Source organism: Mesorhizobium sp. M2D.F.Ca.ET.226.01.1.1, assembly GCF_004022705.2.
Taxonomy (GTDB): Bacteria; Pseudomonadota; Alphaproteobacteria; order Rhizobiales; family Rhizobiaceae; genus Mesorhizobium.
This window is the reverse complement of record NZ_RZOY02000007.1, coordinates 171,689-196,757: the sequence shown is the minus strand read 5'-3', so window position 1 is coordinate 196,757 and position 25,069 is coordinate 171,689. Positions and strand designations below refer to the sequence as shown.

General features: G+C 64.6%; 22 protein-coding genes and 1 pseudogene. 15 read left to right on the top strand and 8 right to left on the bottom strand.

Translation table 11 applies throughout. The features are described from left to right. Positions 1 to 99 precede the first annotated feature (99 nt). The 3 genes from EN869_RS18105 (at position 100) to EN869_RS18095 (ending at position 3,804) form a co-directional block, all read left to right on the top strand. Positions 100 to 1,050, top strand: coding sequence for an AEC family transporter (locus tag EN869_RS18105; RefSeq protein WP_127227061.1), 951 nt, complete (start codon positions 100 to 102; stop codon positions 1,048 to 1,050). Positions 1,051 to 1,227: 177 nt separating this feature from the next. Further along, positions 1,228 to 2,685: an NAD-dependent succinate-semialdehyde dehydrogenase gene (locus EN869_RS18100; RefSeq protein ID WP_127227062.1), complete on the top strand. Its 1,458-nt coding sequence runs from the start codon at positions 1,228 to 1,230 to the stop codon at positions 2,683 to 2,685. Between the two features lie 93 nt (positions 2,686 to 2,778). Continuing rightward, positions 2,779 to 3,804 carry an aldose epimerase family protein gene (locus EN869_RS18095; protein WP_127227063.1) on the top strand — a complete coding sequence of 342 codons (1,026 nt, stop codon included), beginning with the start codon at positions 2,779 to 2,781 and terminating at the stop codon, positions 3,802 to 3,804. A 44-nt stretch (positions 3,805 to 3,848) separates the two neighbouring features. Here EN869_RS18095 and EN869_RS18090 read toward each other — a convergent pair whose 3' ends face one another. Then, positions 3,849 to 4,769 carry a sugar kinase gene (locus tag EN869_RS18090; RefSeq protein ID WP_127227064.1) on the bottom strand — a complete coding sequence of 307 codons (921 nt, stop codon included), beginning with the start codon at positions 4,767 to 4,769 and terminating at the stop codon, positions 3,849 to 3,851. Positions 4,770 to 5,047: 278 nt separating this feature from the next. On the opposite strand from EN869_RS18090, the gene EN869_RS18085 reads away from it, so the two are divergent. Beyond that, positions 5,048 to 5,428 (top strand): FixH family protein, encoded by a 381-nt coding sequence (locus EN869_RS18085; RefSeq protein ID WP_245489332.1) that lies wholly within the window; start codon positions 5,048 to 5,050, stop codon positions 5,426 to 5,428. Between the two features lie 7 nt (positions 5,429 to 5,435). After that, positions 5,436 to 6,644 carry a cytochrome c peroxidase gene (locus tag EN869_RS18080; RefSeq protein WP_127227066.1) on the top strand — a complete coding sequence of 403 codons (1,209 nt, stop codon included), beginning with the start codon at positions 5,436 to 5,438 and terminating at the stop codon, positions 6,642 to 6,644. Here the strand turns inward: EN869_RS18080 and EN869_RS18075 are convergent. Then, positions 6,641 to 7,093, bottom strand: coding sequence for an Lrp/AsnC ligand binding domain-containing protein (locus tag EN869_RS18075; RefSeq protein WP_127227067.1), 453 nt, complete (start codon positions 7,091 to 7,093; stop codon positions 6,641 to 6,643). The two genes, EN869_RS18080 and EN869_RS18075, sit on opposite strands and share 4 nt — an antisense overlap. Positions 7,094 to 7,257: 164 nt before the next feature. On the opposite strand from EN869_RS18075, the gene putA reads away from it, so the two are divergent. Further along, positions 7,258 to 10,866 (top strand): bifunctional proline dehydrogenase/L-glutamate gamma-semialdehyde dehydrogenase PutA, encoded by a 3,609-nt coding sequence (gene putA / locus EN869_RS18070; protein WP_127227068.1) that lies wholly within the window; start codon positions 7,258 to 7,260, stop codon positions 10,864 to 10,866. 35 nt (positions 10,867 to 10,901) lie between these two features. Here putA and EN869_RS18065 read toward each other — a convergent pair whose 3' ends face one another. The 4 genes and pseudogenes from EN869_RS18065 to EN869_RS18050 all read right to left on the bottom strand — a co-directional run bounded on the left by EN869_RS18065 (position 10,902) and on the right by EN869_RS18050 (position 14,931). Then, positions 10,902 to 11,216, bottom strand: coding sequence for an antibiotic biosynthesis monooxygenase (locus EN869_RS18065; RefSeq protein ID WP_127227069.1), 315 nt, complete (start codon positions 11,214 to 11,216; stop codon positions 10,902 to 10,904). 53 nt (positions 11,217 to 11,269) lie between these two features. Beyond that, positions 11,270 to 12,211, bottom strand: coding sequence for a TonB family protein (locus EN869_RS18060; protein ID WP_127227070.1), 942 nt, complete (start codon positions 12,209 to 12,211; stop codon positions 11,270 to 11,272). Positions 12,212 to 12,350: 139 nt separating this feature from the next. Further along, positions 12,351 to 12,777 (bottom strand): annotated as a pseudogene (locus tag EN869_RS18055) (hypothetical protein). Positions 12,778 to 12,780: 3 nt separating this feature from the next. Further along, entirely contained in the window at positions 12,781 to 14,931 is a 2,151-nt protein-coding gene (locus EN869_RS18050) for a TonB-dependent hemoglobin/transferrin/lactoferrin family receptor (RefSeq protein ID WP_245489333.1), read from the bottom strand. 265 nt (positions 14,932 to 15,196) lie between these two features. Between EN869_RS18050 and hemP the strand changes: the two genes are divergently transcribed. Genes hemP through EN869_RS18025 form a run of 5 tightly spaced genes read left to right on the top strand, consistent with a single transcriptional unit; the run spans position 15,197 to position 19,313 of the window. Next, positions 15,197 to 15,403 (top strand): hemin uptake protein HemP, encoded by a 207-nt coding sequence (gene hemP, locus EN869_RS18045; RefSeq protein WP_127227072.1) that lies wholly within the window; start codon positions 15,197 to 15,199, stop codon positions 15,401 to 15,403. A 46-nt stretch (positions 15,404 to 15,449) separates the two neighbouring features. Next, positions 15,450 to 16,511: a hemin-degrading factor gene (locus EN869_RS18040; RefSeq protein WP_127227073.1), complete on the top strand. Its 1,062-nt coding sequence runs from the start codon at positions 15,450 to 15,452 to the stop codon at positions 16,509 to 16,511. Positions 16,512 to 16,522: 11 nt separating this feature from the next. Then, the gene (locus EN869_RS18035; RefSeq protein ID WP_127227074.1) at positions 16,523 to 17,416 is read left to right on the top strand and encodes a hemin ABC transporter substrate-binding protein; all 894 of its coding nucleotides are present in this window, start codon (positions 16,523 to 16,525) and stop codon (positions 17,414 to 17,416) included. Positions 17,417 to 17,422: 6 nt separating this feature from the next. Continuing rightward, positions 17,423 to 18,517, top strand: a complete 1,095-nt coding sequence (locus tag EN869_RS18030) for an iron ABC transporter permease (RefSeq protein WP_127227075.1) — start codon at positions 17,423 to 17,425, stop codon at positions 18,515 to 18,517. A 7-nt stretch (positions 18,518 to 18,524) separates the two neighbouring features. Continuing rightward, entirely contained in the window at positions 18,525 to 19,313 is a 789-nt protein-coding gene (locus EN869_RS18025) for a heme ABC transporter ATP-binding protein (protein WP_127227076.1), read from the top strand. On the opposite strand, the gene rirA is transcribed toward EN869_RS18025, so the two are convergent. Continuing rightward, a complete protein-coding gene (gene rirA, locus EN869_RS18020) occupies positions 19,310 to 19,771 on the bottom strand; it encodes an iron-responsive transcriptional regulator RirA (RefSeq protein ID WP_127227077.1) in 462 nt (153 codons plus the stop codon). The two genes, EN869_RS18025 and rirA, sit on opposite strands and share 4 nt — an antisense overlap. Before the next feature lie 201 nt (positions 19,772 to 19,972). Between rirA and EN869_RS18015 the strand changes: the two genes are divergently transcribed. The 3 genes from EN869_RS18015 to EN869_RS18005 all read left to right on the top strand — a co-directional run bounded on the left by EN869_RS18015 (position 19,973) and on the right by EN869_RS18005 (position 22,491). Then, complete coding sequence (locus EN869_RS18015; RefSeq protein WP_127227078.1) at positions 19,973 to 21,268, top strand: DUF445 domain-containing protein; 1,296 nt, start codon at positions 19,973 to 19,975, stop codon at positions 21,266 to 21,268. Positions 21,269 to 21,391: 123 nt separating this feature from the next. Beyond that, positions 21,392 to 21,820: a TIGR01841 family phasin gene (phaP, locus tag EN869_RS18010; RefSeq protein ID WP_127227079.1), complete on the top strand. Its 429-nt coding sequence runs from the start codon at positions 21,392 to 21,394 to the stop codon at positions 21,818 to 21,820. Positions 21,821 to 21,999: 179 nt separating this feature from the next. Next, positions 22,000 to 22,491 carry a MaoC family dehydratase gene (locus EN869_RS18005; protein WP_127227080.1) on the top strand — a complete coding sequence of 164 codons (492 nt, stop codon included), beginning with the start codon at positions 22,000 to 22,002 and terminating at the stop codon, positions 22,489 to 22,491. A gap of 186 nt (positions 22,492 to 22,677) precedes the next feature. On the opposite strand, the gene EN869_RS18000 is transcribed toward EN869_RS18005, so the two are convergent. Beyond that, positions 22,678 to 24,099, bottom strand: coding sequence for a PLP-dependent aminotransferase family protein (locus tag EN869_RS18000; protein WP_127227081.1), 1,422 nt, complete (start codon positions 24,097 to 24,099; stop codon positions 22,678 to 22,680). A 104-nt stretch (positions 24,100 to 24,203) separates the two neighbouring features. Here EN869_RS18000 and EN869_RS17995 point away from each other — a divergent pair, with 104 nt between their 5' ends. Then, entirely contained in the window at positions 24,204 to 25,067 is an 864-nt protein-coding gene (locus tag EN869_RS17995; protein WP_127227082.1) for a DMT family transporter, read from the top strand. Positions 25,068 to 25,069 lie beyond the last annotated feature (2 nt).

The window sequence follows — 25,069 nt, the reverse complement described above, 5'->3', positions numbered from 1 at the left end:
GACGGAAAACAAGCACAGGAGCGGACGGCCGGCGCGGCGCGGCGATTGCGTGGCGGTCGGGGCTCGCCTATCACGGGAAAAAATGTCTCCGCCCAAGAAATGACTCCGCTCACCGAAACCGTCCTTTTCGTCTTCAGCCTCGTCGGGCTCGGCTATCTGGCCGGGCTGACCGGCTATCTGAAGCCGGCGAGCGGAGAGGGCATTTCCGAATTCGCCGTCAACGTGGCGATGCCGCTGCTTCTGTTCCAAACCATGGTCAAGTCGGCTTTCCATGGCGTCACGCCGTGGTCCCTGTGGAGCGCCTATTTCGCCGCCGTCGCCATCACCTGGGCCGCGGGCCATCTGGTCACCACGCGCGTCTTCGGGCGAGACGCACGCGCGGGCATCGTCGGCGGCGTGTCCTCGGCCTATTCCAATGTCGTGCTGCTCGGCGCGCCCTTCATCCTCGGCGTTTTCGGCGCGAGCGGCTTCGAGGTGCTGTCGCTGCTGGTCTCGATCCACCTGCCGATCATGATGATGGCCTCGATCGTGCTGTTCGAAATGTTCGGGCGCGGCAGCGGCGAGACAGTGCATCCGCTGCGCGTCATCAAAAGCTTCCTCAGGCGGCTGTTCATCAATCCGCTGATCATCGGCATTCTGACGGGGCTTGCCTGGCGCCTGACCGGCTTGCCGCTGCCCGACTTCGTCGAACGGCTGGTCGACACGCTCGCCGCCACGGCCGGCCCGGTGGCGCTCTTCGCCATGGGGCTCAGCCTGCGCCGCTTCGGCATCTCGGGCAATATCCGGCCGGCGCTGGCGCTGTCGGGGTTGAAACTGTTCCTGATGCCGGCGCTGGTGCTGGCCTTCGTCTGGTTGCTTGGCCTGCCGCCGCTGACGGCCAAGGTCGCGGTGGTGGTTGCAGGACTCCCGTCGGGCATCAACTCCTATCTGATCGCCGTCCAGTTCAATACCGGCCAGGCGCTGGCCTCGAACCAGATGACGCTTGCCACGGCGAGCGCGGTGCTGACCACGTCGTTCTGGCTGACGGTGGTGGTGCATATCTTCGGATAGGCTTCAGCAGGCCGGTCCACGCTCGATTTTGCTGGCCCAACCCCTATATGCCATCTTGTGATTGCCTGCCCGCCTTTCCCTAGGTAAGAGCAATGCGCCGGCGTGCGGCTCTTAAAGCACGCTCCAACGGATAACAGAAAAAGCGGCGCGATCAGCGCGCCGAACGGAGGCCAGACCATGCTTCAGAAAACCAGCCATTTCATGCGCCAGGCCAATCTCATCAACGGCGAATGGGTGCAGGCCGACAGCGGCCAGACCATCGACGTCAACAATCCGGCAACGGGTCTCAAGATCGGCACCGTGCCGAAGGCCGGCAAGGCCGAAACGCGCCGCGCCATCGAGGCGGCAAACGAAGCCTTCAAGAGCTGGCGCAAGACCACCGCGCTCGAGCGCTCGAAGCTTCTGCGCAAGTTGCATGACGCGATGATGGACAATCAGGACGTGCTGGCCGAGCTGCTCACGATCGAGCAAGGCAAGTCGCTGTTCGAGTCTAAGGGCGAGATCGGCTCCGCCGCCGCTTACATCCTGTGGTTCGCCGAGGAAGGCCGCCGCACCTATGGCGACATCGTGCCGTCGCCGTGGGGCGACCGCCGCATCCTGGTGACCAAGGAGCCGGTCGGCGTCATCGCCGCGATCACGCCGTGGAACTTCCCGTCCTCGATGCTGGCCCGCAAGCTCGGCCCGGCGCTGGCCGCGGGCTGCACGGCAGTGGTCAAGCCGGCGACGCAGACGCCTTATTCCGGCCTCGCCTGGGGCGCGCTCGCCGAGGAAGTCGGCTTCCCCAAGGGCGTCGTCAACATCCTGACCGGCTCGGCCGCCGAGATCGGCGATGAAATCTGCGCCAATCCGCGGGTGTCGAAGATCACCTTCACCGGTTCGACCGAGGTCGGCAAGCTGCTCATCCAGAAGTCGTCGGTGACGGTCAAGAAAGTGTCGATGGAGCTTGGCGGCAATGCGCCGTTCATCGTCTTCGACGACGCCGACATCGACCGTGCCGTGACCGGCGCCATCACCGCCAAGTACCGCAATTCCGGCCAGACCTGTGTGTGCACCAACCGCTTCCTGGTGCAGGCCGGCGTCTATGACAAATTCGTCGAGAAGCTCGCCGCCGCCAGCAATGCGTTGAAGGTTGGCTCCGGCCTCGAGGAAGGCGTGCAGCAGGGACCGCTGATCGATGAGAAGGCGGTGGAGAAGGTCGAGGAACTGATCGCCGACGCGACGTCGAAGGGCGGCAAGGTCGTTGCCGGCGGCAAGCGCCATGCGCTGGGCGGCTCGTTCTTCCAGCCAACGGTGATCGCTGACGCCACCCCGAAAATGCGCTTCATGAAGGAAGAGATCTTCGGGCCGGTCGCTCCTGTGTTCAAGTTCGAGACCGAGGAACAGGCGATCGCCTTGGCCAACGACACCGAGTTCGGCCTTGCCTGCTATTTCTACACCGGCGATCTCGGCCGCGCCTTCCGGGTGATGGAAGGGCTGAAATACGGCATGGTCGGTGTCAATGAAGGCCTGATCACCACCCCGGAAGCGCCGTTCGGCGGCGTCAAGGAATCCGGCCTCGGCAAGGAAGGCGGGCATCAAGGCATCGAGGACTATCTCGACACCAAATATGTCTGCATCGGCGGCCTCGGCCTCTGATATCGATCCCGGCAAGGGCAGGGGTTTGGCCTGCCCTTGCCGGATGCCACGCCGTCGGTCTAAATCCGCCGATCAGGAAATGACATTTCGGGCATGGCGATGAAAGACGGCGAGGTCTTCGGCACGACGCAGGCGGGCGAGGCCGTGCGCCGGTTTACAATCCGGGGGGGCGGCCTCACCGCCAACATCATCGGTCTTGGCGCGATCGTGCAGGACCTGCGCCTTTCCGGCCATGATGCGCCGCTGGTGCTGGGCTACGACCGCTTCGAGCCCTACGAGACTGACCGCGCCTTCTTCGGGGCCGTCGTCGGCCGCTTCGCCAACCGCATCGGCGGCGGCCGTTTCACCATCGCCGGCAACCGCTACCAGACCGAGCAGAATTTTCTCGGCAAGCACACGCTGCATGGCGGCTCGGAAGGCTTTTTCCACCGGCCATGGACCGTCTCATTGCACGGCCGCGATTTCGTGACGCTGACCTTGCACGATCCGGACGGCGCAATGGGCTTTCCCGGCGCGCTCGATGTCACCTGCACCTACCGGCTGAAGATCCCCGGCACGCTCAGCATGGAACTGACCGCGACCTGCGAGGAGCCGACGCTCTGCAATCTGGCGCAGCATTCCTATTTCAATCTCGACGATGGCGGAGCCGGCGACATCCTCGACCACCGGCTGATGCTGAATGCCGGCGCGTTCACCCCGGTCGACGCCGAGATGATCCCGACCGGCGTGGTGAAACCGGTCGACGGCACGCCTTACGATTTCCGCCAGGCACGGCCGCTGCGCATGGAAATAGAAGGCGAGCAACTTGCCTACGACCTGAACTACTGCCTGGCCTCCAACCGTGGACCGCTGCATCAGGCGGCCTGGGTGCAAGGCGCCACTTCCGGCGTCGAGATGGAAGTGTGGACCACGGAGCCGGGCCTTCAGCTCTACAGCGGCCAGTATGTGGCGCCGACATCGCCGGGACTCGACGGCCGCCGCTACAAGGCGTTTTCAGGCCTCTGCCTCGAAGCGCAGACCTGGCCGGACGCGCCCAACCGGCCCTATTTCCCGCAGGCAACGCTGTGGCCGGGACAGATCTATCATCAGGTGACCGAATATAGGTTCCGTCTGCCCTGAGTTCATCGATATTGAAGTGATGTCCGCTTAAGCTTCGGCAACACTTAACTGTCGAAAGCCGTCCTCAGCGTCTCGAACGGGGCCAACGCGCCGCGAACCTGCACGACCGCGGCGGCGACTTTGTGCGCGCGACGCGCCGCGTCGGCGGGCGCATGGCCGGCAAGTCTCGCGGCGAGATAGCCGCCGTTGAAAGAGTCTCCAGCGCCGGTGGTGTCGACCGGCGCGGCAACGTGAATCGCGTCGACGGTTTGCGAAGCGCCGGTCACAGCAATCAAGGCCGGCTGCTCGCCATTTTTGACCACGACCTCGCCGGTCAATTTGCCGAGGCGCTTGGCCGTGATCTCGGGCGTCTCGTCGCCGAACAGCATCTGCTCGTCGGGGAAAGTCGGCAGCGCGATGTCGCAAGTCGCAAGCGCCTCCAGGATCGCGGCCTGCGCCGCCTCGCGGCTCGGCCACAGGCGAGGCCGGTAATTCGGGTCGAAGGCGACGAGCGAGCCGGCCTTACGGGCAGTCGCCACGGCCGAAAGCAGGGTTTTGCGCGCGGCCGCGTCCAGAATTGCCAGAGTGATTCCGGAAAAGTAGACAAGTGCCTGGTTTTCAAGGCTTTTCGCGAGCGCCGCCGGATCGGAGGCGAGCTGGCGCGCGGCCGCATCGCTTCGCCAGTAGGTGAACGCGCGTTCGGCCCCCGTGAGCGTGATGGCGTAAAGGCCGGGGCGCGCGCCGGCAATGATCGGACTGTCGCCTATGCCGATGCCGTTTTCGGCGAAGAAAGCGATCTGGTCGCGCGAGAAGGGGTCGTCGCCAAAGGCCGAGACATAGGTCGCCGGCCGATCCGGGCTCAGCGCATGCAATGCCCAGAGCGTGTTGAAGGTGTCGCCGGCAAAACCCATGCGCCAGTTGGCGCCGGCCTGTCCCGACAGTTCGATCATGCACTCGCCGATCGACGCGATACCGTTGACTGCCATGCGGCCCGTTCCTGCCGAGTTTTTTTACGCAATTCCGGACGGAAAACCGCTGCGCACTTTTCCTGGAATTGCTCCAACACTTTGTTGCTGTAGCTTTTTGCGGCCGGCAGCGCCATGCTTGGCGAAGGCTGAATTTTGCGCCAGAAGCGATTTCCCACAGGCAGGGCGGGACGCGATGCGCGGCCCGCGACGTTAGCAGCCGAAGAGGAACGGGTTTGGCATCGATATGGCGTTACATTCTTGCTGGTCTCGGTCTGGCAGTCCTGCTGGTGGGTATCGTGGCCGCCGTCTACCTGATGCTGCCGCAACCGACGCCTGGTCCAGACATTTCGCGCTCGAAAAGCACGGCAAACCGCCTCTTCGAGGCAAGCTTCGAGCCAGAGCGCGGCGTCATCCGCCAGGGCGAGCTGCAGTCCTGGCTGCTGACGCTGAAGACCGCCGCAGGCGCGCCGGTGGAGGGCGCGGCCATCACCGTTTCCGGCGGCATGCCGCAGCACGATCACGGCTTGCCGACCAGCCCCCAGGCGACAGATTATCTGGGCGACGGGCGCTACCGCATCGACGGCATAAAATTCACCATGAGCGGCTGGTGGCAGTTGCGCTTTGGCATCTCGGCGGCGGCCGGCTCCGATTCCGTCGTCTTCAACATCGTGTTGTGAGCAGGTGATGAGGCGTCTGACGAGCGTTGCATGCCTGCTGGCCTTGGCCGCTCTCGCTTTGCTGGGCGGCTGCGGTGAGCCGCAGTTCAGCGACGCCGAGAAGAAGACCATCGCATCACTGGCGCTGAACACGCTGCCTTCGCTCAAGGCGGACACCACCAACCAGTACGCGGATATGCCGGCGGCCGCAGCACTCGGCTCGACGCTGTTCTTCGATGCCGGCATGAGCCGCGACGGCACGGTGTCCTGCTCGACGTGCCACAAGATCGAACGCCAGTTCCAGGATGACCTGCCGCAGGCGGTCGGCGTCGGCCACACCAACCGCCGCACCATGCCGCTGGCCGGCGTGGCGCGCAATCCGTGGTTCTTCTGGGACGGCAGGCGCGACAGCCTGTGGGCGCAGGCGCTGACGCCGCTTGAAAACCCGCTGGAGCAGGCCGGCAACCGTGCCGCTTTCGCGCACTACATGCAAAAACGATTCGGCGAGCGCTATGAGCGCATCTTCGGACCGCTGCCGGACCTTTCCAACGTGCCGGCCAATGCCAGTCCGCTCGGCAGCGATGCCGAGAAGGCGGCCTGGAATTCGATGTCCGCTGCCCAGCAGGACGACGTCAACCTTGTCTATGCCAATATCGGCAAGGCGATCGCCGCCTTCGAGCGCTCGATCGAGCCCCAGCAGACGCGCTTCGACCGCTTTGCCATCGATCTCGCAACCGGCGCCAAGCCGGAGGCCGACGCTGCCTTTTCGGCGGAGGAAATCCTTGGGCTGAAACTGTTCATCGGCAAGGCCAATTGCGTTACCTGCCACAACGGCCCGCGCTTCACCGACAACGCGTTCCACAACACTGGCGTACCGCCGGTCGATGAACTGCCGCTGGACCGAGGCCGTGTCGATGCCGTGACGCAGGTGCAGGCCGACCCGTTCAATTGTCTCGGCAAATTCCGCGACGGCGATGAAAGCGCCTGCCGGGAGCTGCGTTTCATGGTGAAGGACGGGCCACAAATCGCGCGGGCCTACAAGACGCCGTCACTGCGCGGCGCGGCGGATCGGCCGCCTTACATGCATGCCGGGCAGTTCGAGACGTTGGACGAGGTGGTGGCGCATTATTCGAAAGCGCCGCTTGCCGTTGAAGGCGTTTCGGAAGTGCACCCGCTCGACCTGTCCGAACGCGAACGCGCGGCCTTGGTGGCGTTTCTAAGAACGCTTTCGGATTAGCGATCCTTGACCGTCTCCATCGCCACAAAGGTAGACGTCTGTGCGACGTGGGGCAGAGCCGAGATGCGTTCGCCGAGCACGCGCCGGTAGGCGGCGATGTCGGTGGTGCGAACCTTCAAGAGGTAGTCGAAGCTCGATGCCATCATGTGGCATTGCTCGATCTCCGACACGCCCTGCACCGCGCGGTTGAAGGCATCGAGCGCCGCCGAGCGCGTGTCCGACAATTTCACCTGGACGAAGGCGACATGGCCTTCGCCCATGCGCTCGCGATCGATGATGGCGCGGTAGCCTCTTATGTAGCCATCCTTCTCCAATCGCTTGACGCGCGCCTGCACCGGTGTCTTCGACAGGCCGACCTTGCCGGCCAGTTCAGACATGGAAAGCCGGCCGTCGCGCCCGAGTGCCGACAGGATGTTGCGGTCGATGCGGTCCAATTGGTCTTCGGTCACCGATTTGGCAGTCGAAATGATGGGAACTGGGCCTCTATGATAGTTCAATCAGCCTGTCTTGTCGATTTCTTTGGACCGACTGAAATTCGAAGCTATGCTAGCTTGCGCCATTCGGTCCGGTGGCCGCCGGATCGCCCGCTCACGCTCGCTTTCATGGATCCGACATGCCGCTCGACGCCATCCGCCAGCAGATCCGCGCCAATTATTTGCCCGACGAAGACGAGGCGGTGAAGCGCCTGTCGGCGGCGGCGGGCTTGTCAGTCGAGGAGCGCAAGGCGATCTCGGCTCGCGCGGCCGAGCTGGTGCGCGCGGTGCGCCGCTCGACCGATCCCAGGCTGATGGAGGTTTTCCTCTCGGCCTACGGCCTGTCGACCAAGGAAGGCGTGGCGCTGATGTGCCTGGCCGAAGCGCTGCTGCGCGTGCCCGACACCGAGACGATGGACGATTTGATCGCCGACAAGATCGCGCCGCATGACTGGTCGGCGCATTCGGGCGGCTCGAGCTCGATCTTCGTCAACGCCTCGACCTGGGCGCTGATGCTGACCGGCCGCGTGCTCGACGAAGGCGAGGGCGGCATCGAAGGCACGCTGCGCGCCATGGTGCGCCGGCTTGGCGAGCCGGTGATCCGCAAGGCGGTCGCGGCGGCGATGCGCGAGATGGGCGAGCAGTTCGTGCTCGGCCGCAGCATTGCCGAAGCCGTCAGGCGCGGCCGGTCCATGACGCAGAAGGGCTATCTCTATTCGTTCGACATGCTGGGCGAGGCGGCCCGCACCGAAGCCGACGCGCTGCGCTATCACCGGGCCTACGCCGATGCGATCTCCTCGCTCGATTCCGGCTCGAACGGCCCCGACATCCGCTACAATCACGGCATTTCGGTCAAGCTCTCGGCGCTGCATCCGCGCTACGAGGTGGCGCAGCGGGAGAGGATGCTGCCGGTGATGGCCGAGCGGCTTCTGTCGCTGGCGCTTGCCGCCCGGCATTCGCGCATGGGCCTCAACATCGATGCCGAAGAAGCCGACCGGCTCGACCTGTCGCTCGATGTCATCGAGAAGGTGCTGGCCGAGCCGGAGCTCGCCGGCTGGGACGGTTTCGGGGTTGTCGTACAAGCCTATGGGCCGCGTGCAGCCTTCGCCATCGACTGGCTCTATGCGATCGCGAAAAAATATGACCGAAGGATCATGGTGCGGCTGGTGAAGGGCGCCTATTGGGACACGGAAATCAAGCGGGCGCAGACGCTCGGGCTCTCCGGCTATCCGGTCTTCACACGCAAGGCCAATACCGACGTTTCATACCTGGCCTGCGCGAAGAAGCTTTTGTCGATGACCGACCGCATCTATCCGCAATTCGCCACGCATAACGCGCACACAGTCGCCGCCATCCTGTCGATGGCGAAGGACCGCGACAGCTTCGAGTTCCAGCGCCTGCACGGCATGGGCGAGGCCCTGCATGAGACGGTGCGCAAAGCCGAGGGTACGCGCTGCCGCATCTATGCGCCGGTTGGCGCGCATTCCGACCTGCTCGCCTATCTGGTGCGGCGCCTGCTGGAGAACGGCGCCAACTCCTCCTTCGTGCACCAACTGACCGACGAGGAGGTCGAGCCCGAGGAGATCGCGCGCGACCCGCTCGAGGCTGTCGAGAGGCAAGGCCCCGCCGCCAATCCGGCGATCGCGCGTCCCGCCGCGATCTTCGGCGCCGGACGCCGCAATTCCAGGGGCTTTGACATCACCGATCCGGTGACGCTTGCGGCCCTGGACAAAGCAAGGGCGGAGTTCGCCGGAGCGGACCGCTGGCACGCCAAGCCGGTCACGCGCGCCGCCGGCTACGGCAAGCCGCGCCAGATCGTCAATCCGGCGAAACCGGACGAGGTCGTGGGCACCGTGCATGAGGCCGCAACCAAGCAGGTGGCAACCGCCGTGCGCATCGCGGTCGAGGCACAGCCGGCCTGGGCGAAGCGCCCGGTCACCGAGCGCGCCGCGATCCTCAACCGCGCCGCCGATCTCTACGAGGCCAACGCGCCTGAGTTCTTCGCCTTGGCGACGCGCGAGGCCGGCAAGTCGCTGGCCGACGGTGTGGCCGAAGTGCGCGAAGCGGTCGACTTCCTGCGCTACTACGCGGCCGAGGCGGCCAATGCGGAAGCCGGCACCGAGGCGCGCGGCGCCATCGTATGCATCTCGCCATGGAATTTCCCGCTGGCGATCTTCACCGGCCAGATCGCCGCGGCACTGGTCACCGGCAACTCGGTGATCGCCAAGCCTGCCGAGCAGACGCCGCTGATTGCCTTCCGCGCCGTGGAAATGCTGCGCGAGGCCGGCGTGCCGGAGGATGTCATCCAGCTTCTGCCGGGCGACGGGCCGACGGTCGGCGCGCCGCTCACCGCCGACCCGCGCATTGCAGGGGTGTGCTTCACCGGTTCGACCGAGGTCGCCAAGCTGATCGAAAAGCAACTGGCCGAGACGGCGGCGCCGGACGCCATGCTGATCGCCGAGACCGGCGGGCTCAACGCCATGATCGTCGATTCCACCGCGCTGCCGGAGCAGGCGGTGCGCGACATTCTCGCCTCGGCCTTCCAGAGTGCCGGCCAGCGCTGCTCGGCATTGCGCGTGCTCTACGTACAGAAGGATGTCGAGAAGAAGATGCTGGAGATGCTGAAGGGTGCGATGGAAGCGCTCAACGTCGGCAATCCGTGGCTGATCTCGACCGATGTCGGCCCGGTCATTGACGACGAGGCTCAAAGTGCGATCAGCGAATACTGCAAGAAGAAGGGACAGGAGGGACGGCTGATCGCCAAGCTGGAAGCGCCGAAGAATGGCCGCTTTGTCGCGCCGCATGTCTTCCGCGTCAAAGGCATCGAGGAGATGGAGCGCGAGGTGTTCGGCCCCGTGCTGCATGTCGCGACCTTCGACGCCGACGAAATCGACCAGGTGATCGCCGCCATCAACCGCAAAGGCTATGGCCTCACCTTCGGCCTGCACACCCGCATCGAGGGGCGCGTCCAGCATTTCGTCGACGGCATTCATGCCGGCAACATTTATGTCAACCGCAACCAGATTGGCGCTGTCGTGGGCTCGCAGCCTTTCGGCGGCGAGGGGTTGTCGGGCACCGGGCCGAAGGCTGGCGGACCGCATTATCTGCGCCGCTTCCGCAAGGGGCCGGAAGCCGGCACGGACGTCGGCGACGGCCACAAGGTCACCGCGACCGAGCTTGCCGACAATCTGCCGGATCCGACGCTGGGCGGCTGGTCGACGCGTCCTGATCGCGTCGCGATCCTGAGAAAGCATCTGCGCGGCAAGGGTGCTGCGGCGATCGCTGCCGCTGCCAGCCTCGATTTCGGCCAGGTCGACCTGCCGGGACCGACGGGCGAGGCTAACACGCTGTCGTTAGCGCCGCGCGGCCGGGTGCTTTGCCTTGGCCCGGACGCTGAGACGCTGCTTGCCCAGACGATCCAGGCCCTCGCGGCCGGCAATGCGGTGCTGGCGGTGGCGCCCGCCGCGCCGGCGGCCCTGTCGGCGCTGACCGGCAAGGGCCTGCCGCTGGCGGCGATCGACGGCCGGCCCGACCCGGTCGAGGCGCGCTCGCTGAAAGTCGACGTCGTCGCCTTCTCCGGCACGCCGGAAGCGGCGCGCATCGTGCGCAAGGTGATCGCCGACCGCGCCGGGCCGATCGTGCCGCTGGTCAGCGAAGTGCTGAACCCGGCGGCTTACGCGCATGAGCGCGCGGTCTGCGTCGACACGACGGCGGCGGGAGGCAACGCCAGCTTGCTTGCCGCAGCTTAGGCGCAGGGCAAAAACGATCTATCGAAAGGCGCGTTTCAGGCGCCTTCCACGACCGAAAAGCCCTCGAATTGCGGATGGCCGAGATAGTGAACTTTCGAGCCGCCGGCATTGCGATGGGCGGCGCGGAAATTCTCCGACTTGGTCCATGCGACGAAATCGTCCTGGCTTGCCCAGACGGTATGCGAGGCGAAGAGCGTGTAGCCCTCGCTCTCGTTCACAGGACCGCGCAGCAGGTGGAATTCCTTGAAGCCATGCATTTCGGAGAGGCTGGAATCGCGATTCTTCCAGACGTCCTCGAAGGCTTCTTCCGAGCCGTTCTGGACCTTGAAGCGGTTCATGGCGATGAACATCAGGTTCCTTTCGAAATGGCGAGTCGAGGGTGATGATTTGGGGGCGGGGGCTTTCAAAACGGGCCGATCGCACCGGTGAATTCCAGGCGGTTTCCGATCTTCGCCGGGATGGGAGGGAAGGGCGCCGCCTTGCGCACGAAGCCAAGGACGATCTGATCGAAAGTGTCCGAACCTGAGCTTTCGACGATACGCAGCTCGTCTATGGTGCCCTGTTTGCCGATGACGAAAGTGACGACCGTGTTGCTGCGTGCCGACGCCTGCAGCGAAGGCGGGACGGCCCGGTAGACACGGCCGAGCTTCCGGATCACATCGCTGCGGTAATTGTCTTCCGCCTTGGTGCCCGCCTCGTTCTGCCTCTTGCCTTTGCTGACCGTCGGCTCGGACCGGGTTTGACCATCCGCGGCGCCGCTCTTTTCAGCCGTCAGCGGGTTGGCGGCCGCCGGCCTTGCGGCGGGGACCGGCGGCTGTGCCGGCGTCGGCGGATGGCTGGCGCTTTGCTGCTGTTGAGCAGGGGCAGCCTCAGTCGGCTTCGCGCCCGGCGCGACGCTGTCAGAGTCGTTCCGAGGCGCGTCGGCAACGATTATGTCCGGATCGACCGCGGGTTTGTTGGGCTCGGCTGGTGTTTTTGCCGCTTCGACCGGCGGCGTCTTTTCAGCCGGCGGTGCCGCTTCGGCTGGTGGCGTCGGTTTCGCCGGCGGCCGGCGAGGCGGCACCAAGGCGACGTTGATCGACTGCTGCTCAGGGTCGAGGGCACTGCCGGCAACGTTGGCGCCGGATCGGTCGCTGCCTTCCGCCTGCGTCGGATCCGGGAGATTGGCCTTCGAACCCGGCGAGATCAGGAAGGCCGCGGCCACCGCGCCGTGGACCAGGCATGAGGCGGCAATCGCCATCGTCCACTTGCCATGTTCGCCGCGCGGGCGTGGTCCGGCCAGCGCCTCGCTGGGAGCCGCCGTCAAAACGCTGTCGGTATCCGGGATGTCGCTGGTGTCCTGCATGGCGCGGGGCGGAAACTGCCGCGACAAGCGGGAAATTGTCAAATCAAGATCGCTTGCCGCAAGCTTCGTGATACGGATCCCTGGCAAAGGCCAGAAGACAGCGTTGCGCGCTAGTGCCGGCTCCATCCCCACGGCCGGTTCAGACCCCGAAAGCGATGCCGGTCTTCGTCGAGGTCTTCAACGCTCGCATGCAGGCCGCCGGCTCGACGCCGGTGCCGGCGCATTCGGTGGCGCTGTTGATCAGAACGCGGCTGAGCTTGCCGCAGTCGGCCCCGGCAAGGTCGAAGCGCGTGACTTTGGTCCTGCCGGCCGGCAGGTCCTTGAAATCGAGCACGGTGAGGCGGTCGACGACGCCGGCCGCGTTGAACGACGCGATCTCGAAAGCCGCCTTGGACAGGTCGGCGCCGAGCGCGTTGTTGACGACGAAGGTCAGCCGGCAGCCTTTTTAGGAAGGCTGCGCGGCATTGAGCTCAAGACTGAGTGCCGGAGCCGGCGCGGACTGGGCCCACGCCGGACATCGCCAGCACCGAGGTCAAGAGGCGAAGCGGTGTCGTCGAGCTTTTCATCCCTTAGCCCCCAAAGCGCATGGTTGCCGCCAGCTTCAGTGTGACGCCGGGTTCGTAGAGGACGGCGGTCGTGCTGCCGTTGAGCGGGTTGTTGTATTTGACGTCGAACAGATTGTCGGCGCGGAAGTCGAGCTTGAGATTGTCGGTCGCCTGGTAGCTGGCGAAAGCGTTGACCAGGGTGAAGTCCTTGGCCACCGGATTGCCCTTGGGCTTGCCGTTGTATTGCACCTCGCCGCCGACGGTCAGCTTGTCCTCGAGGAAGCGCAGGCCGAGCTGGGCCGTCACCTGCGAGGAAGGGATGGTGGCCAGATCGGCGTGCACACCCTCATAGGAGATGGTGTGGCCGTTGATGATCGAGGCCGACAGGCCGGCATAGCCCCAGCCGGCGCCGTAGACGCTTTCCAGCTCGAAGCCATTGATCTTGGCCTTGGCGAAGTTCTGGTACTGGAAGCAGATCGGAATGCCCGGGCCGAACGGGCAGCCGCTGGTCGGGTCGAAGGGCGAGGGCGTCACGCCGTCGATGTAGTCGTCGACATTGTTGTTGAAATAGGCGGCCTTGAGCCGCAGCGCGTCGCCCGCCTCGATGATGTCGTTCTGCTTGTAGTTGACGCCGAACTCGACGGTCTTGCCGGTCTCGGGCTTGAGGTTCGGGTTGGGCAGGAACGGAAAGCTGACGCCGGCCGGATGGTTGCCGCTGATCAGCGTCTCGGTCAGCGAGGGCGAGCGATAGCCTTCGGCATAGGTGCCATAGAATTGCAGGCCGGCCAGGCCGACGGTTTCAAAGGGCGAGACACCGACGGTGATGCGCGGCGATACCCGGTCGCCGGATGTCTCGTTCTTGGAATCCTTGAGGCTGTAATTGTCGTAGCGCAGGCCGCCGATGACCTCGAGCCATTCCCAGGTCAGCTTGTCCTCCATGTAGGCGCCGGAGACGTTGCGCTTGCCCGACGGCGTATAGAAGCTGTCGCCGCCGGCGCTGCCGCCGGTCTCGACATTGTCCCCGATCCAGTCGCCGCCATAGGTCAGCTCATGCGCGACGCTCGCCGTCTCGAAACGCGACGTGTTCCAGATGTCGATGCCGGTCGTGCCGACATCGAAGGTGGACAGCGAACCGGCCGGCAGCACCACCGGCAGGCCGGTGGAGGGATCGAAACGCTTCTGCGGGATCAGCGTCGTCAGGTCGAGATTGGTCTTGTTGTAGGAGGCGTTGATGTGGAGGTCGAGCCAACTCTTGGCGTCATCGGTGATGTTGTAGCGGGCGGTGAAGGTGTTCGACTTGAGATCAACGTCGTTGGCAGGCACGCTGCCGCTGGTCTCGATCCAGCCGTCCTTCGAGCCGACCCAGCCGAGCTTCAATTCGCTGTTTTCGGTCGTGCGTATAGTGGTCTTGAGCATGCCGCTCAGCACATCGAACCCGGTGCCGGCAACGGTGTCGCCGCTGCCGTTCTTGTAGTCGCCGTAGTCGCGGTAGACGATGTTGCCGAGAACATCCGAGTTGTCGTTGATCCGGTAGGCGCCGGTGGCGCTGGTGGTCCAGCCCTTGCCGTTGCTTTCATAGCGCCCGGTCAGCGAGCCGGCCCAGGTCTCCTCCGGCCTGAGGAAATCGGCTGCGTCCTTGGTGTCGAAGAAGACGACGCCGCCGATGGCGCCGGAGCCGTAAGTGTTGGCGACCGGCCCGCGGATGACGTCGACCGACTTGATGAGCTCGGGGTCGACATAGAAGGTCGACTGGGTGCCGTGGTCGGAGCGCTGGAAATCCTGCCGGGCTCCGTCGACAATCACCGCGACGCGGCCGAAATCCTGCAGGCCGCGGATGTTGATGCTGGAGCTGACGCGGCGCGCGTCGGCCTGGACGGCGACACCTGGCACGCCGAGCAGCATTTCGTGGGGCGTCGTCGCCATGCGGCGGTCGAGCTGTTCCTTGTCGACATGGCTGGTCGAGGCCAGCGACTGGATAGCCGTTTCGCCGGTGCGGCTGATGACGAGGATCTTATCGAGAAGGGTTTCGTCGCCGGAAGCCTTCTCATTGGTTTTCTTCGCTTGACCGGCCGGCTGGCTGGCTGCCGGCTGCGCGGCCTGTTGAGCTTGTGCGGCCAACGCGCTGAGCGCGATCGCCGCCGCTCCGGCCATCAATGCTCCGATTGCCTTTGCCATCGATCGGAAGCCCGGACCCGCGTTATTGCCCGCCAGGCCCGTCCGTCCCCAAGTCACCAACTCCATGCCCCAACTCCAAATTTTCAGGCTCGTAGCTGGCTGGCCGGTGGCTCGCTCGCATTTTTGATCATGTCCGGCGTGTTAATGTTGACTCATTTAGTCCGGTAATGCACTGACTAGTAAACATGATTATTTGAGTCAAGAATTGAATCGGCATTTTACGAGGCTGCGGCCAAGGTGGCCGTCAGAGGAAAGGACCGACCCGATGAACACGCACAATCCCAATGACTTCCGCTATCGCGTCCGCCGTTCGGACGACACGCAGATGCGCTATGAACGGGTGCCGATGGTGGTGAGGACGCTCTCCAGCAACACGCTGTTTCAGGGGGAGCACGAGATCGGCATCGAGCATCACGGCGCGCTCTATCGTTTGAAGATCACCCGCCAGGGCAAGCTGATCCTCAACAAGTGACCCGAAGCGGCGGACGAGCAGACATCATGCATTGCAGGTGAACGACATGGACCAGCGCGTAAAACCATCCCCGGAAGAGATCCGGCGGGCGCGAGAAGAAAATCCGAAAATGCGGGAGCGCGATCTCTCGGCGCAACTGGCCATTTCCGAAGCGGAACTTATGGCAGCGCAATGCGGCATCAGCGCGGTGCGCGTCGAGCCGCGTGTCAATGATCTGCTGACCGGCCTCGAAGCGGTCGGCGAGGTCATGGCGCTGACCCGCAACGAAAGCGCCGTGCACGAAAAGATCGGCGTCTACGACAAGGTCGTCACCGGCAACCATAACGCCATGGTGCTCGGCGAAAACATCGACCTGCGCATTTTCCCGAAGGTCTGGGCCCATGGCTTTGCCGTCGAGAAGCGCGACGATGGCGAGATCCGCCGCAGTCTGCAGTTCTTCGATGCGGCGGGCGAGGCGGTGCACAAGGTGCATCTGCGGCCGGCATCGAACCTCTATGCCTACCAGAAGCTGGTGGCGTGCCTCGAATCGTCGAACCAGGAACCGACCGTCGCGATCCTCCCAGTCGCCGCGGAAGGCGAGGGCGAGGCTCAAAGGTCGGTCGCCTCGATCGACGATCTGCGCGATCGCTGGAGCCGGCTCACCGACGTGCATCAGTTTTTCGGCATGCTTAAGACGCTGAAGCTCAGCCGCCGCGAGGCGGTGCGCATGGTGGGCCAGGACTATGCGTGGCTGCTCGACAAGGAGGCCGTCAGCGCCATGTTCCATCACGCGGCCGAAGGCGAAATGCCGATCATGTGCTTCGTGGGAAATCGCGGCTGCATCCAGATCCATTCCGGCCCGATCAGATCGGTCAAGCCGATGGGGCCGTGGATCAACGTCCTCGACGAGATATTCCATCTGCATCTGCGGACCGATCACATCCATGAAGTCTGGGCAGTGCGAAAGCCCACCAAGGACGGCCATGTCACCTCGCTCGAGGCTTATGACGCCAATGGCGGCATGATCATCCAGTTCTTCGGCAAGCGTCATGAAGGCGAAGGCGAGCGGGAAGACTGGCGTTTTCTCGCCGAGAACCTGCCCCGCATTCCCAGCCCGACCGCAGCATAAGGGAAGACCCGATGCGCATCGTTTTCCGTTTTCGTACGGCGCTCGCGCCGATGCTCGGCGTTATGCTCGCTGTCACTGCGGCGCCGGCCGGGGCCAACGAGGGCGTAGCCGTCTTCTCCGACACTTCGCGCATCGCCTCGATCGGTGGCTCGATCACCGAGATCGTCTATGCGCTTGGTGAGGGAGGCCGTCTCGTCGCCCGCGATTCGACCAGCAACTATCCCGAGGCGGCGGCGAAACTGCCGGATGTCGGCTATATGCGGGCGCTGTCGCCGGAAGGCGTGCTGTCGGTCAATCCGACCGGTATCCTGGCGCTGCAGGGCAGCGGCCCGAAGGAAGCGGTCGACGTGCTGAAGAAGTCGAGCGTTCCTTTCATCGAGGTGCCGGACCGCTACAACCATGAGGGCATCCTCGAAAAGATCCGCGTCGTCGGCAAGGCGCTGGCGGTCGACGCCAAGGCGGAGAAGCTCGTCGCGGAGACGGACGCGAAGCTGACGGCGGCCGAAAAGCAGACGGCTGCGATGAAGGAGCGCAAGCGCGTATTGTTCGTGCTGTCGACGCAAGGCGGCAAGATCCTTGCCGCGGGCAGCGACACGGCGGCCGACGGCATCATCAGGCTGGCCGGCGCGGTCAACGCCGTCGAGGGCTTTTCCGGCTACAAGGGGATGACGGACGAGGCGATCGTCAGCGCCAAGCCGGATGTGATCCTGACGATGAAGGGCGGTGGACCGCCGATCTCGGAAGAGGAGCTGTTTGCCAACCCCGCCGTCGCCTCGACGCCGGCAGGCGCGAACCGCAAGATGATTAGCATGTGGGGCGGCTACCTGCTCGGCTTCGGGCCGCGCACGGCGGACGCCATCCACGATCTTGCAGTCTCGCTCTATGGCAACCAGGTCACGGACTGAGCGGCGATGGCCGAACAATCTGTTGCTTGCGCCGCGGGCAGGGCAGCCGATGGCGACCGCTCGGCGCGGGCAAGGGCCGTCATCCTGCTCTTGTGCCTTGCGCTGGCACTATCGGGGTTCCTTTCGCTGACGGCGGGCGCTTCCGATGCGTCGGCCGTCCGCGTCATCCGCGACTGGTTCACCGGCGCTATGCCATCGGATGGCGCGCTTGCTGCGCGCGACCGGCTGATCGTCTATGACATCCGTATGCCGCGTGTTCTGCTCGGCGTGCTGATCGGGGCCGCGCTCGCGGTTTCCGGCGCGGTGATGCAGGGCCTGTTCCGCAACCCGCTTGCGGACCCCGGCCTGATCGGCATCTCAGCCGGATCGAGCCTCGGCGCGGTCGCCGTCATCGTGCTTGGCGGAACCTGGCTTGCGCCTGCCATCCTGGCCTTCGGAACGTTTGCCTTGCCGCTGATGGCGTTTTTCGGCGGCTTGGCGGTGACGTGGCTGCTCTATGCCATCGCCACACGGCAGGGCCGCACGTCGGTCGCTACGATGCTGCTTGCTGGCATCGCTATCAGTGCCCTTGCCATGGCGCTCACCGGCATTCTCATCTTCATGGCCGACGACCGGCAATTGCGCGACCTGACCTTCTGGCAGCTCGGCTCGCTGGCCGGCGCGACATGGCAGAAGGTCGGCACCGTAGGGCCGGTGATCGTGCTGGCGCTGTCGGCGATGCCGTTCCTGTCGCGCGGCCTCAATGCGCTGGCGCTCGGCGAGGCGACCGCGGGCCATCTCGGCATCCCGGTGCAGCGGCAAAAATACATAGCCATCGTCGGCGTGTCGGCGGCGGTCGGCGCCTCGGTCGCGGTCAGCGGCGGCATCGGCTTCGTCGGCATCGTCGTGCCGCATGTCCTGCGGCTCGCGATCGGTCCGGACAATCGCTACCTGCTGCCGGCCTCGGCGCTGCTCGGCGCTTCGATGCTTTTGCTGGCGGATGCGGTTGCCCGCACCATCGTCGCGCCGGCCGAACTGCCGATCGGCATCGTCACCGCGATTGCAGGCGCGCCGTTCTTCCTGTGGATCCTGCTGCGCAAGCGCGGCGTCATTGATCTGTGAGTTTGCCATGATCGAAGCGCGCGACATTTCGGTGGCGATCGGCGGCAAGCGCATCGTCTCGCATGTCGACTTTTCGGCGCGGCCGGGCGAGGTGTCGGTCATCGTCGGACCGAACGGGTCCGGCAAGACAACCCTCCTCAAGGCGTTGACCGGCGAGCTTGCCTATACCGGCACCGTCACGCTCGACGGTCGCGACCTGTCAGCCATGAAGCCGGTCGAGGCAGCCACGCTGCGCGCGGTGTTACCGCAATCGACGGCGCTGTCCTTTCCCTTCACCGTGCGCGAGATCGTGCGCCTCGGCCTGATCGGCGGACGCTCCGGCGTATTGCCCGGCGAGGATCAGCGTCTGCCGGAGCGGGCGCTGGCGCGGGTCGATCTCGATGGATTTGCCGGCCGCTTCTACCAGGCGCTTTCAGGCGGCGAGCAGCAGCGCGTGCAGCTTGCCCGCGTGCTTTGCCAGGTCTGGGCGCCGGTGCTCGAAGGGCGGCCGCGCTATCTCGTCCTTGACGAGCCGGTTTCCAGCCTCGACGTCAAGCACCAGCTCATCATCATGAACATCGCGCGGGATTTCGCCCGTCGCGGCGGCGGCGTCGTGGCGATCCTGCACGACCTCAATTTGACGGCGATGTATGCCGACCGGATTTTCGTGCTGCGTCGTGGTGAGCTGGCTGCCGCAGGCTCGCCGGCGGATGTGCTGAACGACGAACTGATCGAAAAGGTGTTCGACTGCAGGCTGAAGGTCGGCGCGCTGCCTGCCGCGAATATGCCGTTCGTGCTGCCGCAATCGGCGGCTTAAGCCGCCGGCGCGCGCTGCTCCAGGAGGTCGATGCCGAGCAGATGCCGGACATTGGGGCGCGCGGCGATCAGATCGGCGATCGTGTAGCGGGAAAGCACGGCGAAGAAGGAGTTGAGCGCTTCGCGCAGCGCCGAATTCAGGGCGCAGCTGTCGACCAGCGGGCATTCGGCGGCGTCGTTCTCGAAGCATTCGGCCATGGCGAAACTCTCTTCGGTGACGCGCACGACATCGAACAGGCTGATCTGCTCGGCCGGACGGCCGAGCCTGACACCGCCGTTGCGGCCACGCACGGTTTCGACAAGGCCGGCCTCGACCAGCGGCTGCAGGATCTTGAACAGGAAAAGTTCCGACACCGAATAGGCGGCGGCGATCTCGGGGATGCGGCTCAGCCTGTCGGTGTTTGCGGCGCAATACATCAGGATGCGCATCGCGTAATTGGTCTGGCGCGTGAGCCGCATGGTATCCTCGCGAAGATATTAGCTTAAGGCCGAATATGGCCCATAGTTTGGAACAATTCCAGACTGGACAGGTACATAGCTGAATAATCGTGTCAACTTTTTGTGCGCGCCCGCGCGGATACGCCTTCTCAAGCTTCGAGCGAGCGTTTCGCCGGCGCAGGCCCTAGATAGATGCAGATGCAAACAGGAAACAGCCTTTCCATGTCACAATCAGCTCCGGCTCTCGCGCCGGTTCGATTCGACGCCGACGCGCAGGCGAAGCTCTCGGCATTGCGGCGGACCAAATTCATCGCCGCCGTCGCGCTCGGCCTTTGCATTCTCGTGTTTGGGTTGGCGAAATCCTTCCAGGCTACCTATCCGTGGCTTGGCTTTGTCGCGGCCTTCGCCGAGGCGGCGACCATCGGTGGCATCGCCGACTGGTATGCTGTGGTGGCGCTGTTCAGGCGACCGCTCCGGCTGCCGATCCCGCACACGGCCATCATCCCGGAGAACCAGCACCGGATTGCCGACAATCTCGGCCGCTTCATCGAGGCCAATTTCCTGGCGCCGGAGCCGGTTCGCGAAAAGCTCACCGAGGTCGACTTCGCCGCGCTGGTCGCCGACTGGCTGGCCGACGCCGAGCGCGCCGCCGGCCTGTCGCGCTTCGTCGCCCGCCTGGTGCCGCAGACGCTGACGGCGGTGGAGCAGTCCGGGCTGCGCGATTTCGTCACCAGTCGCATGCTGGAGCAGATCGAAAAGGTGCCGCTAGCGCCTTTGGCCGCCGACCTTCTATCGGCGCTGACCGACGATCGTCGCCATCAGAGATTGTTCGACGAGTTCACCCGGGTCGTCGGGCGTTTCCTCAATGACGAGCAGGCGCTGGCGACGATGCGCGAAAAGATCCGCGAGGAATTGCCGTCGCTGTTCAACCTGTTCCGCGCCGATGCCTACCTCTTGAAAAAGATCGTCGCTTCGGCGGGCTCGCTGCTGGATGAGGTGAGGGCCGATCCCGATCACCCTATGCGCGCCGAATTCGATCGTTTCGCGCTCGCCTTCATCGAGCGGCTCAGGACCTCGAGGCAATATGCAAGGCGTGCCGAGAAGCTGAAGCGCGATTTTCTCGGCCGCCCGGAGGTGAGGGCGCTGGCGGGCGATGCGTGGACGAGCTTGCGGCTGTTCATCGAGCAGGACGCCAATGCGGAGAATTCGACGATCCGCGAGCACCTCGCCAACATGTTCGTCGAGATCGGCCGGCATCTGGCCGACGATGCGCAGATCAGGGCCGACATGAACCAGGGTTTTGTCGTCGCGCTGGCCTCCTTCGTCGAGAGCCAGAAGAGCGGCGTGTCGAAATTCATCGCCGATCAGGTCAAGCGCTGGGACCTGGCGCAGCTGACGCGGCTGATCGAGATGAACATCGGCAAGGACCTGCAATATATCCGTTTTAATGGCATGATCATCGGCGGGCTCGCCGGCCTGGCGCTCTATACGGCGGAGCGGCTCTTTCTAGTCAATTGACGCTGGCCCACGGCGCACTATTCTGCCTTAGGTCTGAAGCAATTCCGGACGAAAAAACCGCTACACACTTTTTCTGGAATTGCTCCAGGGACGCTGCGAGAGTGGTAAAACGGGAGGCAAGGCATGGCAAAACAACCGGAATCCGACTCGTTCCTCGACATGTTCAGCAGGTTCGGCCGCGATCTCAAGCTGCCGAATGTCGATGTCCAGGCGGCCCTCGATCATCATCGAAAGAACCTCGAAGCGCTGGAAAAATCGGCCAGGACGAGCGCGGCCGGCGCATCCTCGGTGCTGGCGAGACAGCATGAGATGGTGCAGAACGCCATGCACGAGGTCACCCGGATGGCGCAGAACTATCAGACGCCCGGCAATCCGCAGGAGCTGATGAGCAAGCAGGCCGAATTTGCCCGCAGGTCGTTCGAGACGACGCTGAAGAATGCCAGCGAAGTGGCTGACCTGGTGCGAAAATCCAGCACCGAATCGGTCGAGATCCTGCTCGACCGGATCAGGGATGCGATGGTCGAAATCCGCGCCGGCTACGAACAGAAATAGGTATCCTGTATTCCTGACTTGCAATTCAGGCCGCGCTGATACGCAACCGGCTTGTGCGCCAATGCGTTCTGGCTTGGCGCGAAAGCATCAACTCTACCTGCGAAAATTGCGTGGCCACGAATTGACAGAGGCCGCCGCTTCATGGTCGGGAGACATGCAGGAGTGATGGGAAAGCAGGAATGACGGAGACACGGCCGAAAACGCCGCCGACTTTCGAACAGTTGCGCACGATGTCCGGACGGGAGCTCGGTGTGTCCGACTGGACGACGGTCGACCAGCAGCGCATCGACCAGTTCGCGGAGTGCACAGGCGACCATCAGTGGATCCATGTCGACCCTGAGCGGGCAAAACGGCAGAGTCCGTTCCGCACCACGATCGCGCATGGTTATCTGACCTTGTCGATCATCGGCGCGCTGGCGCTGGAGATGGGCATCGTGCCGGAAAACACCCAGGCCGCCTTCAATTACGGCTTCGACAAGGTGCGCTTCCTGGCGCCGGTCAAGGCCGGCGCGCGCATCCGGCTGCGCACGACGCTGCTTTCCATGGAGGATCGCGGCCCCGGCCAGTATCTGATGAAGGCCGCCAACACCGTCGAGATCGAGGGCGAGCAGAAGCCGGCGCTGACCGCGGAGACGCTGGTGATGATGTATGAGCGCCGCAAGCGGGCCTAGTCTGCCGATATTTGGGTGAGGCCGGCCTAAGAACGGCGGCTTCTTGCGCTTCTGGTGCTCACGTACGAAAAGTACGTTCCGCTTCGGTTCTCGGAATCCACCGTTCTCGACTCGGCCTGACCCGATTCTCGACAGACCTTGCGCTGTCGGTTCACCGGCTGATGTTCGCCGAACAGGCTACGCCATCTACGCGGCTTTCCGACGACACTCCGCCATCGCTTTTTCGAGTATCTGGAAGATCCGCTGATTTTGGCATTGCGCCACGTTGAAGCGCATGAAACGGCCGGCTGTGTGCGACAGGCTGAAAGCATTGCCTGGCGCCAGCACGACATTGTCCGACAGAGCGTGGCGGGCGACATCGGCCGCGTCGATGCCGTCAGGCAGGCGGCACCACAGGAACATGCCGGCAGCCTGGTCGATCCAGGGCGCGATGCCCATCACCTTCAGCCTGCCAGCCGTCTCGGCCATGGCGAGCGACAAGCGCGTGCGCAACTGCTCGACATGCTTGCGGTAGCTGCCGTCCTTCAAGAGGGTCAGGACGAGTTCGGCCGACAGCCGCGCACCGCCGAAGGTCGTTGCGATCTTGAGATCGGTCAGGCCCTCCATCCAGTCGGGTGGCGCCGCGATGAAACCGCAGCGCACCGAGGCCGACAGCGTTTTTGAGAAGGAGCCGATCTGGACGACGCGCTGCAGCCCGTCGAACGCGGCGAGCCTTGGGGCGGGGCTATGTTCGAAGTCGGCGAAGATATCGTCCTCGACGATGGTGAGTTCCGCCTGGTCGGCGAGTTTCAGCAGCCGATGCGCGGTGACCGGCGACAGGATCGCGCCGGTCGGGTTGTGGATGCCGGAATTGGTGATGTAGAGGCGCGGCCGGTGCTCGGCGAGCGCCGCAGCGAAGCGCTCGATATCCGGTCCCGAAGGCGTATAGGGCACCCCGACCACCTTGGCTTGGTGGGCGCGCAGCAGGGCGTGAAAATTGAAATAGCAGGGGTCGTCGACCAGAACCGTATCGCCGGGCTCGATCAGGAAGCGGCACAAAAGGTCGATCGCCTGGGTGCCGCAATCGGTCAGCATGATCTGGTCGGGCGAGGCTTCGACGCCATGTTCGGCCATGCGCCGCGCCAGCAATTGGCGCAACGGCGGCAGGCCGAGCGGCGTGCCGTAATCGGCAAGCGCCACGTCGTCCGCGCGGGCCTCGCTGCGTAGCGCCCGGCGCAAGGCAGCCTGCGGCATCCAGGACGCCGGCAGCCAGCCGCAGCCGGGCTTCAGCATCTCATCGCCGGCCTCCAGCGACTGCCTCGAGACCCAAAGCGGATCGACTTCTCGATCGAGGCGCGGGCCTATCTCGGCGAGCGACAGCGGCGCAAGCTGGCCGGCGGCGAAAAAACCGGAACCCGGGCGCGAGCGGATCGCGCCTTCCGCGGCAAGCCGCTCATAGGCCTCCACCGCGGTCGACTTCGAAACCTGCAGGGATTTGGCGAGCGCCCGGATCGACGGCAGGCGCGCGCCGGGCGTCAGCGTGCGCGCCGCGATGCGGTGGCGGATCGTCGCCATCACGCTTTCGACAAGCGTGCGCGCGCCGTCAATCTCGAGAGGAGTATCCGCCATCCGTACTGCTCGCAATGCCATTACAGTTTTGCGGAATTGTACTCCATTGTCTCTGGCGAGACCATAGCGGCCAGCCGATAGAGAGCGAAACGACGGAGCTTCGAATGGACAAGACTGCGAGCGGCTGGCTGAACGGGTTCATCGGCGTGCTGATCTTCAGCGGCTCGCTGCCGGCAACGCATGTGGCGGTGGCAGATTTCGATCCGACCTTCCTGACTTCGGCACGTGCGGCGATTGCCGGCCTGCTCGGGCTGGCGATGCTGCTCGTGTTCCGCCAGAAGCGCCCGGAGCGCGGCGATCTCGCCTCGCTCGTCGTGGTGGCGCTCGGCGTCGTCGTCGGCTTTCCGCTGCTGACGGCGCTGGCCTTGAAGCACGTCACCACCGCGCACTCCATCATCTTCGTCGGTCTGCTGCCGTTGGCCACCGCGATCTTCGGCGTGCTTCGCGGCGGCGATCGTCCGCGTCCGGCCTTCTGGCTGTTCTCCTGCATCGGCAGCGCTTTGGTCGCGGGCTTTTCCCTGTCGCAAGGCGTGACCGCGTCACCAGTCGGAGACGGCCTGATGCTCGGCGCCATTATCGTCTGCGGGCTCGGCTATGCCGAGGGCGCCGCGCTGTCGCGCCGGCTCGGCGGCTGGCAGGTGATCTGCTGGGCGCTGGCGCTGTCGCTGCCGGTCATGCTGGCGTTGACTTTGGTGACGCTGCCGGCCTCCTTCGCCGGCGTCGGCTCAGGCGCGTGGGTCGGTCTCGCTTACGTCTCGCTGTTCAGCATGCTGATCGGCTTCATCTTCTGGTATCGCGGCCTCGCGCAAGGCGGCATCGCCGCCGTCGGGCAGTTGCAGCTCCTGCAGCCCTTTTTCGGGCTGGCGCTGGCGGCAAGCCTGCTGCACGAAAAGGTCAGCCCGATGATGGTGGTCGTCACGCTGGGTGTCGTGGCCTGCGTATTCGGAGCGAAGAAGTTCGCGCGGTAGAC

Bases quoted from the DNA above. Each gene is read 5' to 3' on its own strand.
- EN869_RS18105 (WP_127227061.1), top strand. From the start codon at position 100: ATGACTCCGCTCACCGAAACCGTCCTTTTCGTCTTCAGCCTCGTCGGG.
- EN869_RS18100 (WP_127227062.1), top strand. From the start codon at position 1,228: ATGCTTCAGAAAACCAGCCATTTCATGCGCCAGGCCAATCTCATCAAC.
- EN869_RS18095 (WP_127227063.1), top strand. From the start codon at position 2,779: ATGGCGATGAAAGACGGCGAGGTCTTCGGCACGACGCAGGCGGGCGAG.
- EN869_RS18090 (WP_127227064.1), bottom strand. From the start codon at position 4,769: ATGGCAGTCAACGGTATCGCGTCGATCGGCGAGTGCATGATCGAACTG.
- EN869_RS18080 (WP_127227066.1), top strand. From the start codon at position 5,436: ATGAGGCGTCTGACGAGCGTTGCATGCCTGCTGGCCTTGGCCGCTCTC.
- putA (WP_127227068.1), top strand. From the start codon at position 7,258: ATGCCGCTCGACGCCATCCGCCAGCAGATCCGCGCCAATTATTTGCCC.
- EN869_RS18065 (WP_127227069.1), bottom strand. From the start codon at position 11,216: ATGTTCATCGCCATGAACCGCTTCAAGGTCCAGAACGGCTCGGAAGAA.
- EN869_RS18060 (WP_127227070.1), bottom strand. From the start codon at position 12,211: ATGCAGGACACCAGCGACATCCCGGATACCGACAGCGTTTTGACGGCG.
- EN869_RS18050 (WP_245489333.1), bottom strand. From the start codon at position 14,931: ATGGCAAAGGCAATCGGAGCATTGATGGCCGGAGCGGCGGCGATCGCG.
- hemP (WP_127227072.1), top strand. From the start codon at position 15,197: ATGAACACGCACAATCCCAATGACTTCCGCTATCGCGTCCGCCGTTCG.
- EN869_RS18040 (WP_127227073.1), top strand. From the start codon at position 15,450: ATGGACCAGCGCGTAAAACCATCCCCGGAAGAGATCCGGCGGGCGCGA.
- EN869_RS18035 (WP_127227074.1), top strand. From the start codon at position 16,523: ATGCGCATCGTTTTCCGTTTTCGTACGGCGCTCGCGCCGATGCTCGGC.
- EN869_RS18030 (WP_127227075.1), top strand. From the start codon at position 17,423: ATGGCCGAACAATCTGTTGCTTGCGCCGCGGGCAGGGCAGCCGATGGC.
- EN869_RS18025 (WP_127227076.1), top strand. From the start codon at position 18,525: ATGATCGAAGCGCGCGACATTTCGGTGGCGATCGGCGGCAAGCGCATC.
- rirA (WP_127227077.1), bottom strand. From the start codon at position 19,771: ATGCGGCTCACGCGCCAGACCAATTACGCGATGCGCATCCTGATGTAT.
- EN869_RS18015 (WP_127227078.1), top strand. From the start codon at position 19,973: ATGTCACAATCAGCTCCGGCTCTCGCGCCGGTTCGATTCGACGCCGAC.
- phaP (WP_127227079.1), top strand. From the start codon at position 21,392: ATGGCAAAACAACCGGAATCCGACTCGTTCCTCGACATGTTCAGCAGG.
- EN869_RS18005 (WP_127227080.1), top strand. From the start codon at position 22,000: ATGACGGAGACACGGCCGAAAACGCCGCCGACTTTCGAACAGTTGCGC.
- EN869_RS18000 (WP_127227081.1), bottom strand. From the start codon at position 24,099: ATGGCGGATACTCCTCTCGAGATTGACGGCGCGCGCACGCTTGTCGAA.
- EN869_RS17995 (WP_127227082.1), top strand. From the start codon at position 24,204: ATGGACAAGACTGCGAGCGGCTGGCTGAACGGGTTCATCGGCGTGCTG.